Origin of the sequence: Mesorhizobium sp. BR1-1-2, assembly GCF_020165435.1 — a bacterium.
Classification (GTDB): domain Bacteria; phylum Pseudomonadota; class Alphaproteobacteria; order Rhizobiales; family Rhizobiaceae; genus Mesorhizobium.
In genome coordinates this window covers 229,319-244,703 of sequence record NZ_JAIUID010000001.1, presented here as the reverse complement: position 1 = coordinate 244,703, position 15,385 = coordinate 229,319, and the positions used below count along the sequence as shown (strand labels likewise).

General features: G+C 60.8%; 13 protein-coding genes and 1 tRNA gene. 2 read left to right on the top strand and 12 right to left on the bottom strand.

Translation table 11 applies throughout. The annotated features are described in order from the left end of the window. The 10 genes from LB551_RS01260 to LB551_RS01215 all read right to left on the bottom strand — a co-directional run bounded on the left by LB551_RS01260 (position 1) and on the right by LB551_RS01215 (position 10,439). Positions 1-939 carry a glycosyltransferase gene (locus LB551_RS01260; protein WP_224657928.1) on the bottom strand — a complete coding sequence of 313 codons (939 nt, stop codon included), beginning with the start codon at positions 937-939 and terminating at the stop codon, positions 1-3. Beyond that, positions 936-1,814 (bottom strand): glycosyltransferase family 2 protein, encoded by an 879-nt coding sequence (locus LB551_RS01255; protein WP_140552165.1) that lies wholly within the window; start codon positions 1,812-1,814, stop codon positions 936-938. The genes LB551_RS01260 and LB551_RS01255 overlap by 4 nt, the downstream gene beginning before the upstream one ends. Continuing rightward, positions 1,807-2,805 carry a polysaccharide deacetylase family protein gene (locus LB551_RS01250; RefSeq protein WP_224623652.1) on the bottom strand — a complete coding sequence of 333 codons (999 nt, stop codon included), beginning with the start codon at positions 2,803-2,805 and terminating at the stop codon, positions 1,807-1,809. The genes LB551_RS01255 and LB551_RS01250 overlap by 8 nt, the downstream gene beginning before the upstream one ends. After that, on the bottom strand, positions 2,802-4,364 hold the full coding sequence (locus tag LB551_RS01245; protein WP_224657927.1) for a glycosyltransferase: 1,563 nt from the start codon (positions 4,362-4,364) through the stop codon (positions 2,802-2,804). Before LB551_RS01245 ends, LB551_RS01250 begins: the two co-directional genes overlap by 4 nt. Next, a complete protein-coding gene (locus LB551_RS01240; protein ID WP_224657926.1) occupies positions 4,361-5,455 on the bottom strand; it encodes an NAD-dependent epimerase/dehydratase family protein in 1,095 nt (364 codons plus the stop codon). Before LB551_RS01240 ends, LB551_RS01245 begins: the two co-directional genes overlap by 4 nt. After that, on the bottom strand, positions 5,452-6,555 hold the full coding sequence (locus LB551_RS01235; RefSeq protein ID WP_224657925.1) for a Gfo/Idh/MocA family protein: 1,104 nt from the start codon (positions 6,553-6,555) through the stop codon (positions 5,452-5,454). Before LB551_RS01235 ends, LB551_RS01240 begins: the two co-directional genes overlap by 4 nt. Next, positions 6,539-7,531: a glycosyltransferase family 2 protein gene (locus LB551_RS01230; protein WP_224623656.1), complete on the bottom strand. Its 993-nt coding sequence runs from the start codon at positions 7,529-7,531 to the stop codon at positions 6,539-6,541. Before LB551_RS01230 ends, LB551_RS01235 begins: the two co-directional genes overlap by 17 nt. Further along, positions 7,528-8,544, bottom strand: a complete 1,017-nt coding sequence (locus tag LB551_RS01225; protein WP_224657924.1) for a glycosyltransferase family 2 protein — start codon at positions 8,542-8,544, stop codon at positions 7,528-7,530. Before LB551_RS01225 ends, LB551_RS01230 begins: the two co-directional genes overlap by 4 nt. Then, positions 8,541-9,686 (bottom strand): glycosyltransferase family 2 protein, encoded by a 1,146-nt coding sequence (locus LB551_RS01220; protein WP_224623658.1) that lies wholly within the window; start codon positions 9,684-9,686, stop codon positions 8,541-8,543. The genes LB551_RS01225 and LB551_RS01220 overlap by 4 nt, the downstream gene beginning before the upstream one ends. A 677-nt stretch (positions 9,687-10,363) precedes the next feature. Further along, a tRNA-Ile gene (locus LB551_RS01215) sits at positions 10,364-10,439 on the bottom strand. Between the two features lie 147 nt (positions 10,440-10,586). On the opposite strand from LB551_RS01215, the gene LB551_RS01210 reads away from it, so the two are divergent. Next, positions 10,587-11,297 carry an SIMPL domain-containing protein gene (locus tag LB551_RS01210; protein WP_140549984.1) on the top strand — a complete coding sequence of 237 codons (711 nt, stop codon included), beginning with the start codon at positions 10,587-10,589 and terminating at the stop codon, positions 11,295-11,297. 279 nt (positions 11,298-11,576) lie between these two features. On the opposite strand, the gene LB551_RS01205 is transcribed toward LB551_RS01210, so the two are convergent. Together LB551_RS01205 and LB551_RS01200 are read right to left on the bottom strand one after the other, a co-directional pair. Then, positions 11,577-11,930 (bottom strand): hypothetical protein, encoded by a 354-nt coding sequence (locus LB551_RS01205; RefSeq protein ID WP_140549983.1) that lies wholly within the window; start codon positions 11,928-11,930, stop codon positions 11,577-11,579. 282 nt (positions 11,931-12,212) lie between these two features. Further along, positions 12,213-12,659: a YcgN family cysteine cluster protein gene (locus tag LB551_RS01200; RefSeq protein WP_140550023.1), complete on the bottom strand. Its 447-nt coding sequence runs from the start codon at positions 12,657-12,659 to the stop codon at positions 12,213-12,215. Between the two features lie 198 nt (positions 12,660-12,857). Between LB551_RS01200 and LB551_RS30005 the strand changes: the two genes are divergently transcribed. After that, complete coding sequence (locus LB551_RS30005) at positions 12,858-15,023, top strand: OmpA family protein (RefSeq protein WP_411970919.1); 2,166 nt, start codon at positions 12,858-12,860, stop codon at positions 15,021-15,023. Positions 15,024-15,385: the final 362 nt, after the last annotated feature.

Sequence of the window (15,385 nt, the reverse complement as noted above, 5' to 3'; positions counted from 1 at the left end):
TCACCTGGCCACGTGCGCAAACTGTCGCCGAACCCTGCGCCGCTGCTTTGCTACCCACACCATGATCTTCAGGGCAAGCCGTTCGGCTTTGCTTCCGATCGTTGCAGGCGTGACATAGGGCGCGCGTGCCAGCCGCAGCGCCAATTGGAGGCGGAAATCCCGCGTTCCACTTTCCATCATATGCTCCGCGATCCAGTCAAGAAAAGCGGCGCGGGCGGGGTGTTTCCCCATCCGATCGTAGAGCCCTCGCTCAGTGGCAATCGCCGAGGCCGAACTGGAATGCTGCCGGTAACGTGCGAGAGTTACAGGAGTGATGAAGGCTGGGAATCGCAGGAATAGCTTTGCCCACAGAGCTTGGTCTTCATAGAGATCAAACTGCTCCTCAAAGCCGCCAACCGTGCTAATCGCGCTTCTCCGCAAGAGCACGGAACAGGTGCACGGAACGTGGCCGTCCTGCATCAGCAGAAGCCGCCCCAGAAGCCTGGGGGGCTGATGCAAGCGTGCGGCAAGTCCGTCCGTCGGCTCGATCCAGTCGGAGCGCGCTCCATCCGGGTACCACCATTTGGTCGGCCCGAAAATCATTGCGGCATCCGGGTTGCCATCGGCTGCCGCCAGGACCGTCTGCAGCATATGCGGCTCGTACAAATCATCTGCATCCAGGAAGGCAAGCAAATCGCCGCAGCTGGCGGCTATTCCGGCGTTTCTCGCTGCCGCGGCGCCGCGCTTGGATCCGGGCGGCCTGCGCAGCACCTTAATTCGGGGATCGGTTGCCGCGGCATCATTGGCGATCCTGACACTGTCGTCCGTCGAATTGTCGTCGACCAGCAAGAGCTCCCAATCCGCAACCGTCTGGGCTCGGACGCTGGCGATCGCTTCGCCCAGATTTGACGCCGCATTGAGGAAGGGGGTTATGATCGTCACCCGCGGCACGGAAGTCATCGCTGGAGCCGTCTCGCAATGCTTCGCTTGCTCGCCTTCCAGGTTTCGCGCGCGAGCACTCTCCAGATTGCGGAACGAATGCGGAAGGAGGCGCCCTGATCCGCCATCACCCCATTCAGCCATTTGAGAAACGTGATACGCGCGGCTTCGTCAGTGCCTGCCCTGGCGGAGGCAACAGAGCAGCTTTCGGCGTGCTGGCGGTATCTCGCCCAGGTCCGGCCGGACACGTAGACGGGCGCGAATGCGAGCGCCTTGGCAAAGAATGTCTGGTCTTCGAACATCAGGCGAAAACTGTTCTCGAATCCCCCGAGGGTTGCGAACAAGCTCGAACGCATCAGGGCATTGCAAGTAGTCGGCGTCTGGGCCTGGTTCTGCAGCAGCAGCTCCAGCAGCACGGGCGGATCGTATCGGGCGTTTGGTTCGACTCCGAGCGGGTAATAGTAGTCGGCACGGCCAGCAGCCTCTTCCCAGCTGTGCCAGATCAGCGTCCGGCCGTAGATTAGGCCGAGCGCCGGATCGCTTTCCATGACGGAGACTTGTTCGGACAGCTTTTCGGGCAGCCATGTATCGTCTGCATCGAGAAACGCGACATAGTCGCCCCTCGCCTCGGCCAGCCCGCGGTTGCGCGACGCGCTAATACCATGATTGCCATTGTCGGGATGAGAGAGTAGTCGCACCTTGCTTGGCGAGCGCTGCGCATAGTCGCGCACGATGACAGATGACCGGTCCGTCGAGCCATCGTCGACGACGAGGAGTTCCCAGTCGGTGAAGCTTTGACCTACAACGCTGTCAATAGCTTCCCGGAGATATCTCTCGCCGTTGAACACGACGATGATTGCCGTGACGCGCGGTTTTCCGCATGCATGGTCAGCCATGGCATAGCACCGTACGTCGGAACTCTATCTCACCCCAATCAGCGACCGTGACCCGCGGCAGTCGGAAGGGATCGACCCTGGGCCCAGCTTCACGCGGCAGGGTGGTTACTGCATAGTCCATGCCAGCAGATCTTACCGCTTTGGCGGTGCTGTCGTCGAAGTCTCCGAAGGGGTATGCGAATCCCGACACCCTCCGCCCTGTGATCTCTTCGCATCGTTGGCGGCTAGCGGAGATCTCGCGTTCAAGATTGTCCCGTTTCAGCAACGGCAGGGACGGATGCGTGCAGGTGTGGGCACCGATCGAAACGCCATCGGTGTCGGCGAGATGCCGCAGCTCCGAATGAGTCATGGCGCGGTCACGCCTTCGGGGGCTGGCGTCGGTTCCTGCCCATCTTGCCAGCTGCTGCAGCACCCTCCTCCGTTCGTGTACTCTCAACGGCTTCAGCAGTGCGTGTAAGCCGAAATGGAGCGCCGTGCGACTGATGGCGAGATTCGATTTCGCGCGCGTGGCGTCCTCCGTCACGAGCCAATCATAGTTTCGGCCTGCGATCTGGATCGCCAGCCTCTCCGGGAGAGCAGGCGTCTCCAAAGTGATGCGCGACAGAATATCCCACCAGAACACTGAGGGATCGGTGAGCGCATGGGTGGTGACGAAGACGGTCACAGGAGCGTTCATGCGTAGCATGATCGGCACGGCATTTTGGACGACATCCGCATAACCGTCGTCAAAGGTGACTGCCGCAGCATTTCTCGGTGGCTTTCCGTCCCGAAGCCGTTGTGCCAGCCATTGCAGGGGAACAATATCGCGTGCCTCTGCCAGGGTTTCGATTTGGCGTGCGAAATTTTGTGGCGAGACCGAAAGTTCCCAAGGATCGACCAGCGGTTCTCCGACCCGGTGATACATCAGCACGAGCGGCCGATTGTAACCGGCAAGCAATCGGCCCCGTCGCAAGAGCTTGCTGAGAGTTTGACGCACTGTCACGCCGCTCATCGCCTGAAAGCGCGCGCGGCGACAATCACGGGGCAACATGGGTCATGCACATCGAGCATTGCCGAATTCAGCTCATGTTCTGCCAAGCCATAGAGAAACCCGGTAGCCGAATAGGCGTTTCCATAGTGGCGGACTTCGACATTCTGCACCCCGAACCTGTCTGAGAGAAGCCGTCCCAGGGCCGCCGGGGTTATCGACCAGAACCAGCTCTCGCCCCATTCTCCTCGGTCGATCGGGCTTACCCAAGGCACCGTGACCAGGAGCACGCCTCCCGGTTTCAGCATCCGCCATAGGGTTGCGACCGCGGCAGGCATATTGAAAAGGAGATGAAGGGTCTGGGTGAGCACGATGCAGTCAAATGTCTCGGAGGGCAGATCGTCGCCGTTGGCCAGATCGCCCACCAAGGTCGTCAACGGGTGACCTTCATATCGGTTTAGAACGTCGCTCCTGGCAACCCGATTGCCTCCGAAGCGGGTCGTATAGGCGCTGTCGCCGATTTCCAGAACCCTGCCGGATATGTTCAGCGAACATGATGCGAGGAAAGTCTCGACATAGCGGCGGTCCACCGGCTTGCCGCGATCAAAACCGAAATTTGTACTGAAGGGCAGCGGGCGGCTGAGGTCACCGAACCGGACGCCCGAGCGGCGCCGACTTGACCAGCCCTTGAACCGCTGCAGCAGCATCATGGTGGTCTGCAAGGGCGCTGCGAGCGAAACGGCAATGGTGTTCAGGAGCTGACCGCCGAGCGAAGAACGGGATCGAACCGCTGTACTAAGCTGTCCCAGTTGCATGTGCGCATAGTAGCGTTTCCAATTTTCGACGCCCTGATGGTAGGCGGCCGTCCGGTCTGGATTGGCCTGCACAAGACTCCTCTGCCGTCCAAGGACTTTTAGCGCCGCGCGCAACATCATCGGATTGTTGTTGGACATATTCGTCGCGTGCCTGCGGTAATCTGCGAGACACGCCGGGCTGCATGCGGCCTTGTTTGCCCGGGACAGGCGAAGGTAGACGTCGTAATCCTCGCAAGCCCGCAGGGATCGGTCAAATCCGCCAGCGGCCTCCAATGTGCTACGGCGATAGAGCACCGTCGCATGCATTCCAATCAGGTTGCCGGTCAAGAATCCGGCATACGGGTCCTCTCCCACCGGCCTCAGCGGAACTGAATTCCTGACTGCTCCCGCCTCATCGATGTAGCAATAGGCTCCATAGACGAAGGCGCAATCCGGACTGTCATGGAACAAAGCAAGATTGGTGGCGAGCGCCGTCGGGCGCAGCCTGTCGTCGGCATCCAGGAACGCGATGAATTCGCCACGTGCTGCCTTCATTCCCGTATTGCGGGCAGCGGCTAAACCCTGGTTTTTTTGGCGGATGTAGTGGACGTCGACATACCGGCGAACGACATTCTCGGGATTGTCCAACGAACCATCGTCCACAACGATGATCTCATCGGGCCGCACGCTCTGGTTCCGGACACTGTCGATCGCTTCCGCGAGAAATCGAGCATGGTTATAGGTCGTAATGACAACCGAAACATAGGCTGCGGCGGGTCTGGCGGTCATCTCTCGCCCACTTGGCTCCGCGTAGTCGGATAGCCGGCAAAGGTTAGCCATGCGACTGATCGCCGACATGCCTCCTCGAAGCCGACCACCGGTTGGTATCCGAGCTCGCGCTCGGCCTTGGCCGACGGGAGTTTCACCCGACACCGGTGCAACAGCGCACGTTCTTCAGATATCTTGATCTTTGGAGCCGTAGGCGGCTTCTGATCGAGCCCTGACTTCCGCCACTCGGCATAGCCTACCTTTAGTCCGCTACGAACGGGTTTCGGGAGGCTTCGGACAAGCCGCCGGTATAGGTCGCCGTCTCTCAGCCATTGTGTCCAGTTCGGTGTGAATGACAATGGCGCGGAAACCGAAATCGCAGCCAGGTCGACGCCCAATGCCTCGGCGATCGGGCGGCAAAGATCTGCCCAACTTATCCTTTCGCGGTCCCCGACCAGATAGGTTCGCCCAGCCGCCTCGGGCACTTCGATCGCAAGCTTGATCGCATGAACGACATTGTCGACATAAGCGCTGTTGCAGATGCCATGGCCGCCATCCACCAGATAGGCAGAGCCGTCGAGGAGATCGTTGGCAAAGCCCCCCGTCCAGCTGGAGCGCGGGCCAAAGACAATTCCGGGCCGCAGCACCACCACCTGGATTGCACCGTCCCGTGACAATTCTCCGAGACGACGTTCAGCACGAACCTTGGCATTGTTGTATTCGACCGTCTGGCCGTCGTGCAGCGCGCTCGTTTCGTCCGTCCCGGGCGGCGGCGATTGGCCGTGAACGGATGCGCTACTGAGGTAGACCAGGCGAACGACGCCCGCAGCGGCGGCGGCACGATAGACAGGCTCCACGGCATCGACGATCGTGCGAGTATCACCAGCAACTGCATGAACAACGGACTGACAGCCAAGAAGGGCCGCGGTAAGAGCAGGAACGTCATGCGCGTCCGCCACTCTTCCATCGATCGCAAAGCGAGACAGGCTGGCGAAAGCACTCGGCCTGCGAACGATCGGCCTCACCTCTGCCCAGCCGGAAAGATGCAGCAACTCCACGGTCCGGCAACCTATGAAGCCGTTGGCGCCAAGCACGGCAACAGTGCCGGTCATTGTCTGGTCTCGGCGGAAGCAATGACGTGGCGAAAGTCTTCTGCTCCGAGCCAAGGCATGTCCAGCCGTTTCCGTCTGGCATAGCATTCCTCGATTCGCTTGAGCACGTTGCGCCCCGCTGTGGCTGACCCGGAAAGGGGGATTCCATTTCGGACCGTGTCGACCAAGTCCGAAATCTGATCGCAGAACGCGTCGACGAAATCGCGCGATCCGCCGTCGGTGTTGGTGAAGGAGGCGGTGGCTGTCGTGCGGCATCCTTTCAAGGCGATCTCTACAAGCTCAGTCTCATTGACTGCCCAGGAAATCGAGCCACGTTCGCCCTCAAGACGGTAAAGGTTCGGACGAGCCCAATCACGGCTCAACCGGACCGTTGCCTCGAAGCCGCCAAAACCTAACCGGACAAGGCAGTTCGCCTCGACGCCGCCCATTGCGTCATCGGCGTAGTGGATTTCATGGGGCTCTCCGAACCACCAGGTCAGGAGGTCGAGGCAGTGCGTACCTATGTCCTGAAGCACGCCACCGCCGGATTCCGCGCGGCTGAAATAGCTCGTCGAAGCGACAGGCCACTGGAAAGGGCCACCCTCAAAACAACAAACACTTTGGATTTTTCCGATCAATCCGCCCTCGACCATGGCCTTTATCGATCGGGTGGCAGGGAACTGCCTTCTGACGAGGCCTGTCGCCACATGTAGGTTGTTGGCTGCCGCTGCCGCGAGGATAAGATCCGCGTCGGAGCTGCTCGTGGCCATCGGCTTCTCGCATAGAACATGCATGCCGGCCCGCAACGCCTGCATCGACTGATCAAGATGGTATCGAGGCGGGGAAGCGATGATCGCCACATCGGCGCCCACAGCCAAAAGGCCGTCGAAACTGGCTGCAACCTTCGCTCCGGGCAGCCGCGCCTGTACGACCGCGGCGGATTTCGCTTCGGGATCAAAGATCCCTGCGACTGCGATCTGGCCTCTGCCTTGAAGGCGCGACAGCGCTTCCGCATAGTAGAGCTTCGTGACGGCGCCACATCCGGCCAAAACGAGACGGACAGGCTCACCTTGCCGCAGCCGTGCTGGCTGCCGTTGCACAGTTTCAATTTGGGCGGACAATCTCGCCTCCCTGCTTCGCAACGAGTCGCAGCATACGTCCAATTGTCTTGAGCGACGGATCGAGTTGGAAGGCTTCACTCATTTGCGCGAGGCATCCAGCCCAATCACCGGAGCCAAGCAGCCGCCGCCCGGTTTCGAGAGCGCTTTGCGAATAGGTCCGCCGAGCCGATGCGGCGACATCGTCCGCGAGGTCGCTTGGAAGATAGCTCTTGAAAATATCAATCGCCATTCGCGTGTAAGCCATGTCCCCGGCACTCCGGATATGGCGTCCTGTGTTCGATTGCGGGTGCATCCGATAAAGGGCAAGGGCTCGCGGTTCGTACCAGACGGGAAAACGAGAAGCGATGCGTATCCACATCTCCCAGTCTTCGCTGCATTTCAGCCGCCGGTCGAAGCCGCCGAGTTCTTCGTAGACCGCGCGTCGGACCGCGATGGACGGCGTCATGATGCGCTGTTCGAGCGCCAGTCGCACCACCGCATTCTCAAGCCGTCCGGAGATTGACTGCATTGCAGGTTCGATCGACAACTCCTGTCCATGGGCGTCCATGAAGACCGTCCGGCAGAACGCCGCTCCTACTCTCGGGTCCGCATCGAAACCCCGACCGAGCAATTCGTAGAATCCTGGTCGGACGGCATCGTCGCCGTGCAGAAGATGGACAAGTTCCCCCTGGGCTCGGTTCAGGCAGGTGTGGAAGTTGCCGATATGGCCGAGGTTTTGGGGCTGGCGGAAAAAGCCGACACGCCTTCCCCCGATTTCGTTCACGACTTTTTGCGGATCGTCGGACGAACAATCGTCAACCACTTCGATCTGCATATGAGCCGGGTCAGGGGCTTGCGCGAGCACGCTTTGCAGCGTTGAGGCAAGAAAGCGAGCGCTATTATAGACGGGGATCATCACCGACCACTTCGGACGAACAGCCGCCTGTGGCAAGGACGGGACCGGATCCCGATTCTCGAAGTTGCGGAAAGCCGTCATCTCCCGAGCACCGAGGATTTCAGCAGGAGCAGTGCCAACCGCGCGATATCGCGTTTCGGCACGTTGTTTCCGCCACTGCCGCTTCGCAGCAATCGCAGGAAGCACGATCTGGCCGACGGCAAGTCACCTTCGTTCAGATACTGCTTCGACCATTCGTAAAAGTAGCGGGAACAGCCGCCACGGGCAAACTGTGCCCCACGGGCATCCATGACATTCGCCATTCGCCGGTAGAATCCCTCGATCGCATCAAGCCTGAGCGGGCCTGGCAGCGCCGATACAAGCCCACCCGGGTGCAGACGATAGATACCTGCCACCTCGTCGACAAAAGCGAGGTCTGCTGTCTTTGCGCAATGGACATACAGCGGCCAGTCAGTAATCGGAAAGAAATCTGCATACCACGATGGTACATCCCGAACGCACGCCGTTCGCATCATACCGCCGCAAGTGGCGAAGGGATTGCCTTCCCAGATCTCCCTTTGTGTGATTAAGGGCTTCTGATCACGTGGCGTCCACCGCCACGACGTGATCTCGTCGCCGTGCGCCACGAGCGCATTGTAAAATATGGCCGAGAGCTCAGGATGCGCGTCAAGATGGGCCACCTGATCTCGCAGCTTGGTCTTGGATGTCCACAGGTCGTCGCCATCAAGGATCGAGACATAGCGCCCGCGCGCAACCCGGAGTCCTCTCGCAACGACCTCGTTGGATCTCAAATTGCTGCCAGAATAGATCGCCGATAGTCTTTCGGGATAATCGGATACATACCGCTCGACGATCTCCCGGGTACCGTCCGTCGAAAAATCTTCGCTGATCAGGATCTCAACACCGAATTCCGTGTCTTGCATGAGAACGCTGTCGATCGCTGCCGCTACGTAGCGTGCGTGATTGTAGGTGACAATGAGGACGGTCACACTGACCGTCGGTTCATTCACCGTCCGCTCCAAAACGCATTCTGCCCCCTGGGCCAAGTTGCGACCCGATGACGACTGCTCTTTCGACAGCAGCAGCTTCTTCATTCCAAGCCTCGAAGCAGAAACAGGCTGTCTGAGTCGCCGCCCTCCTGGGGCGCTGCAAAGGTTCCTCGTTCGGGATGCTGCGCCAAATAGCCTCCGCAGGGTCCAAGTTTGCTGTCCATTACAGCCAGATTGTTGAGCAAGGCGCGGTAATCGGTATTCTCGCCCCGATCAAAAAACTCATCGACAGCGTAGTCCCAGAACGATTTCCCGATCCCCGAGCTGCGGCCTTCGCGTTCCAGCTTGGTTCCTTGCTTCGCCTTGCGCCGGAAAATGGCAAGCGTCGCACCGGCGACTTTCGCGAACTGCGAGGGCGATCGCCAGAGCACCCTGGCGAAGTTCATGGCGACGGCAGCAAAGCGGCGCCTTTTAAGCCCGAGCCTGGCGATCTCGACATCGTTACGGAACATCACATCCGATAGGATCGGGCTCACCACCTCGGTGCAGCGAGCAAAGAGGCTCTCGAGCACCATCCGACGCGAGATGAGCATTCGGACGAAATCTTGCGACATAGCCCCTGGCGTTCGGCGGTATCCGACCAAGTGCTCCATGACGACATCGAACCGGTATTTCGAGGCGATACTCAATTGGAGGAAGAAGTCCTCACAACCCTCCGCACCGTTTTCGCGCAGTCGCGAGGAATAGCCGCCCATTTCGAGCAAGACATCGCGCCGGAACATTGCCGAACTTCCGTGACCGATAAAGTTCTGTCCGAGATGCTGCATGAATACCCATCCGTGCGGGTGCGTGCGCTTAGGCGTAATGATCGCCCTATCATCGGCATCAATCGTCCGGTAAAGCGTATAGACAAGCCCGACATCATTGCCTGCTGCAGCGAAAACACGCAGCTGCTTTTCGAGTTTGGTTGGGTGCCAGAGATCGTCGGCGTCTATAGGCGCTATGTAGATGCCCTTGCTTGCACGTATCCCCGTATTCCGCGCCGACGCGACGCCGCTGTTCTTCTGTTGGAGCAACTTGATACGCGGATCGTCATTAGATAGTCGGCGGACGATTGATGCAGTTTCATCAATCGAACCGTCGTCAACGACTATTATCTCGATGTTTCTGTAGGTCTGGTTTGTCACCGACGCCAAGGTGCGTTCGATGAATTGTTCTGCGTTGTAGGCGGGGATAATAACGGCCACAAATGCGTGAGTAGGACATTGTGAGTTGCTCGTAGAACAGCTCTCCCTAGTGCGGCCACTTCCCTTCACTGTCACCGGGCCTCTGAGCTCTGCATGTACTGCTAAACGGTCGCTGTCCGGCTCATTAACATTTTGGGCCACGCACACTGGACGGCCCCTCGCCCAGCCTTCTTAGGTGGCCGATCCATTCTCTTTGTGCGACAGCCCATAGCGTATTTTCCTTTCGCCCCTGGCGGCTTGGGGTTGAAACTCACGCAATAGCCCGCCCCGCCCGCTGGCTAAGTGACCCCAAAATGATCGCACCCATGCGTAGAGCCGCCCACGCAGAGTGGCGGATCCGAGAATATCTGCCGTTCCTGCAATCTATGCCCCTGGATGGCGAGTAGATAGATCGTCAAAAGCGGTATCCGATAAGGAAAATTCGCGACCGTTTCGGGGTACCCGCGAGAATAAAACGGTCTCATTGCTGAGCGCGTACACGAATGTCACGAACTGACTGAATCGCACCCAAAACTGTGGAAATTCGCCTTCCATCTGGGAGTGCGCCCGTCGGGAAGATTTCTGATGACCCACGAAAACCGCTCTCGACGCCATCCGATCTAACTTTATCGCGGCTTCGAGCCCACTGCCTGGGCAAAGAAATAATAGATGAAAAATCAGTGACGTAGTTGTGTAGTTGGTGGGCCCGGAGGGACTCGAACCCCCAACCAAGCGGTTATGAGCCGCCGGCTCTAACCATTGAGCTACAGGCCCCACGCGGGCTGGATTAATGTTTTTCGCATCGCGACACAAGGCTTTCCGGGACCGCTGGTCACGATCGTCCAAATCAGCCCATAATCGCGCCATAAGGAGCCGCGTGCGCCCGGCTGGGCGCGGATATGCTTACCCGAGGAGATTTTCATGACCAGACCTCTTTTGCCCCTCGCACTCGCCGCCGCCATCGCCTTTCCGGCGCTGGCAGCGGCCGCTGAGTCGCCGACACCGCCCCGTATCGTGGTGTCGGGCGAAGGGGCGGCGACTGTAGCGCCCGACCTGGCGGTCCTGACGCTCAGCGTCATGCGCGAAGCCAAGACGGCGCGCGCCGCACTGGATGCCAACAACGACGCCATGGCCGCCGTGATCGCCGCGATGAAGTCGGCCGGCATCAAGGACCGCGACCTCCAGACCGCGGGCATCCAGATCAATCCGCGCTATAACTACACAAACAAGCCCGACGGCGGCCAGGAGGCCGAATTGATTGCCTACCAGGTAACCAACACGCTGTCGGTGCGCGTGCGCGACGTCGACAAGACCGGTGAGATCCTCGACAAGGCGGTGTCGCTGGGCGTCAACCAGGGCGGCGGCATCGTCTTCACCAACGACAATCCGGCTGCCACCGTCACCGAAGCGCGCAAAAAGGCGGTGGCCGACGCCATGGCCAAGGCCAAGACGCTGGCGGAAGCCGCCGGCGTCAGCATAGGCCGGGTGATCGAAATCACTGACCAGAATATCGCGCCGCCACCGATGCCGATCAACGCCAAGGCCTTCGACGCGGCCGTCGGTGCGGCTCCGGTGCAGGCCGGCGAGAACGTCTACAATGTCCAGGTCACCGTTACCTTCGAACTGAAATAAGCGCCTTCGAGGGTCCATGGCCGAGCCCGGCCCTGAACCGTCCGCCGTGGTGCATGAAAAACCCCGCGGGATCGCTCCCGCGGGGTTTTGGAGCCGCATTCTTCCCGAAGGAAAACGGCTCCACTACTCCAGACCGACCTTCGCAGAAGGTCGTGTCTCCAGACTAACCCTAAGAGGACATGTCTCCAGACCGACCTTCGCAGAAGGTCGTGTCTGCCGACTGACCCCGCAGAGGATCATGCCGCTACCAACCCTCGCAGAAGGTTGCGCCTTAGAGGCTCAACGGTTGATGATCGGGCAACCACGCTCATTGGCGAACACGATGACCACGCGGTCGCCATACTGGCGGCCCATCACCTTGACCGTGCGGCGGCTGACATCGACGATGCGGGCACGGTGCAGCCCCATGCGTTCGGCCTTATTCAGGGCCCAGTCGGGCGAACAGCCGCGGCGCCAGTCGCGGCGTTCATCGCGGCGGTGGCGATAGCCGTCATCGCCGGCATAGACGCCGAAGCGCGGATCGTTGTTGTTGCCGAAGCCCAGGTAAAGGCTGTCGGCATGGGCGGGAATGGCCGCCAGCGTGCCGAGGCCGACGAGTGCCGAAAGGGCTGCCGTTTTCACCGTGTTGAACATGGTCTTCTCTCCTTGTTGCGGGCTATCGCCCGTCCTCTTGAAATCTATGATGGGAGAATGCACCCGCCTGTCTGAACTATTTACGAACCCGCCGTTCATCGGCGGTTCATGTGGCGGAAAAAGGAAGCTTCTGCCGGTTTTCCAACGATGTGCCCCAAACGTCTCGCAGGTTCCTGGTCCTGCGCGCCCTTGCGGACACCGGCCTTATGGCTCGTCATCCCGATGCGAGCTTATGGCTCGTCATCCCGATGCGAGCTTATGGCTCGTCATCCCGATGCGAGCTTATGGCTCGTCATCGAGCATATAGTCGAAATAATCGTCCGGCTCGGCCAGGTCCGTCTCGCTGGCCTTGACCCGACCGCGCATCGACATGCCGGCCTCATGCACCGTCTCGGCACTGCCCGACACCAGCCGGTGCCACCAGTAGAGATCGCGCCCCTCCGCGACCAGCCGATAGGCGCAGGTGCTGGGCAGCCAGCTGATGGTGCGTACATTTTGCGGCGTCAGCCCGACGCAATCGGGAACGCGCGCCAGCCGGTTGTGATAGTCCGAACAGCGGCACGTCTGCGCGTCGAACAGGCGGCAGCCGACACTGGTCCAGTAGATGTCGCCAGTATCCTCGTCCTCGAGCTTCGAGAGGCAGCATTTGCCGCAGCCGTCGCAGAGCGATTCCCACTCGGCCGGGCTCATTGCTTCCAGCGTCTTTGTTTTCCAGAACGGCGTTTCCATCCCCGGCATGTGGCCCCAGCCGCTGCGAAGGTCAAGCAGGGCAAGGGCTGGAATGGGGCGGCAACCCCGTCGAAAGACATGAAGTTGCCTTCAAAAGGCCGGCCAATCGCCCCGTACGGTCCCTAACCATGAGCTGCCGGAACCAATTTCGTTAAAATCGGTTTCGGCAAGGATGGGACCCCACAAGGAGAAATTTCGATGAAACGCCAACCAGGGATTCTGGCAGGCACGGCACTCGGCCTGCTGATGGCATCCGCGCCGTTGGGCGCATCCCCGCTTCAGGGAAGTGCCGCGTTCGGCCCCATGCGAGACAGCGCAATGCCGCTGGTCCTGGCCCAGGACACCCAGACTGACGCACAGCAGAGCGACCAGGAACTGCTACGCAAGAAGAAGCGCGATCAGCAACAACAGCAGACCGAACAGGCACCCGCACAGCAGGCCGCGCCAGCCGCCGAGGAACAACAGCCACGCAGGAAGAAGCGCGACCAGCAGCAGGTCGAGCAGGCGCCCGCCGGTGAAGCCGCGCCAGCCGCCGAGGAACAACAGCCGCGCAGGAAGAAGCGCGATCAGCAACAACAGACCGAACAGGCACCCGCGCCAGCCGCCGAGGAACAACAGCCACGCAGGAAGAAGCGCGACCAGCAGCAGGTCGAGCAGGCGCCCGCCGGTGAAGCCGCGCCCGCCGTCGAGGAACAGCAGCCGCGCAGGAAAAAGCGCGACCAGCAACAGCAGACCGAGCAGGCGCCAGCCGGTGAGGCAGCACCCGCCACCGAGGAACAGCAACCGCGCAGGAAGAAGCGCGACCAGCAACAGCAGACCGAACAGGCACCGGCCGAACAGGCGCCGGCGGCCCAAACGGAACCTGCCAACGACAACCAGCGTAAGAAGCGCAAACAGGACCAGCAGGCCGAGCCCAGCGCCGTGCCGACACCGAAGGAAGCACCTGCCGCCGAGGCGCCCAAGGCCGAACCGGCACCTTCAGGCGAGCGGCCGGCAGCCCAGGGCGAACAACCCCAGGACAAGAGGAAAAAGAACGGCAGGCAACCGGCTGGCGAGCAGCCGGCCAATGGCGAACAGGAGCAAACCGGCAGGGCAACGGGCGAGCAGCCGGCCACGGGTGAACAGCCCGCTGCCGGCAAGGCCGCGCCTGTCCAGGGGCAAAACCCCGAGCAGGCCGAGACGCCCGCCGAAAAGAACGCTGCCCCCATTCTCGACAGCCAGAAGGATGCCCGGCGCCGCAGCCGCGGCGAGAACGGCCAGGCCGGCAGGAACCCCGCCAACCAGAATGGCGAGCAGCAGAATGGCGGGCAAAACGCCCAGCAGGGCGGTGCTCAGGGCCGCCAGCCCGCGGTCGCTCCCGTCGACCAGGGCCCGCCTCCGACCGACGATAGAGCTGCCCAGCAGGAGATCAAACCGGAGAAAATCGTTCCGGTTACCGAGGAGAAGGGCAAACGCCTCGAGCGCGCACCGGACGAGAACATCCGCGACCGCCGCCGCCCCAAGGGTGTCGACGTGCTCAAGGAGATCGGCGATCGGGTCATCATCCAGCTCAACGATCAGACATACGTTCAGAGCAGTGACCGGCCGCGCCTGACCCGCGGCGCCAGGGATGTCTACTATGAGGATCTGTCGCAAGGCCGCACGCGCGAAACGGTCGAGCGCGACAACGGCGTGCAGATCGTCACCATCCGCAACCGCTACGGCGACATCATCCAGCGGTCGCGTATCATGCCCGACGGCCATGAGTATGTGTTGAGCTATGTCGACGAACGAAGCTACGACGACGATAATGATTGGCGCGATCCGGGCGACGACCTGCCACCGATGCGGCTGACCATTCCGCGCCGGGACTATATCCTCGATTCCGAAGAGGTCGAAAGCCCTGACGACTACTACACCTTCCTCGAGCAGCCGCCGGTGGAGAAGGTGCAGCGCCTCTATTCGATCAACGAGGTCAAGCGTTCCGCACGGGTGCGCGACATCGCCCGACGCATCGATCTTGACACGCTGAACTTCGAATTCGGCTCTTCCTCGATCTCCGACACCGAGGTGCAGAAGCTCGAGGGTGTCGCCACGGCCATGGAGAAGCTGTTGAAGAAGAACCCGGCCGAGACCTTCCTGATCGAAGGCCACACCGACGCTGTCGGCACACCGGAGGCGAACCTCGCTCTGTCGGACCGCCGCGCCGAAGCGGTGGCCGAAGCGCTGACCAACGCCTTCGGCATACCGCCTGAAAACCTGACCACGCAGGGCTATGGCGAGGAATATCTGAAGGTCGACACCTCAGGCCCCAACCGCGAGAACCGGCGGGTCGCCATCCGCCGCATCACCTCGCTGGTGGCGCCGGTGGCGAGCAACAACTGACCATGGTCGGGAAAGCTGGAAACCGGCTTCGGAAAAGATCATGATCCATCAAATGTCTGCATTTCCAGACGCTTGAGCGGGCTTCTGGAATCAGATCGGTAAAAGGCCCATCCCGGCGAAACCGGGATGGGCGAGATCGTGGGCAACGGCCCAAGTTCAACAAGAATTGTCCTGGCGTCAGATCCCGGTCATTGAATCGCGGGGTAGCCTACCCCAGATTCAGGATCGGGCGTTCCCTGCCCCGTCCCGACTCCAGCGGGACGCACTGAGCCCCGCCGGCCCTCTCCGGCGGGGCTTTTTGCTCAGAGCAGCTCCAGGAAAGTCTGAAACCGAGTTCCATCCGGAATTGCGCCTCGAGACAT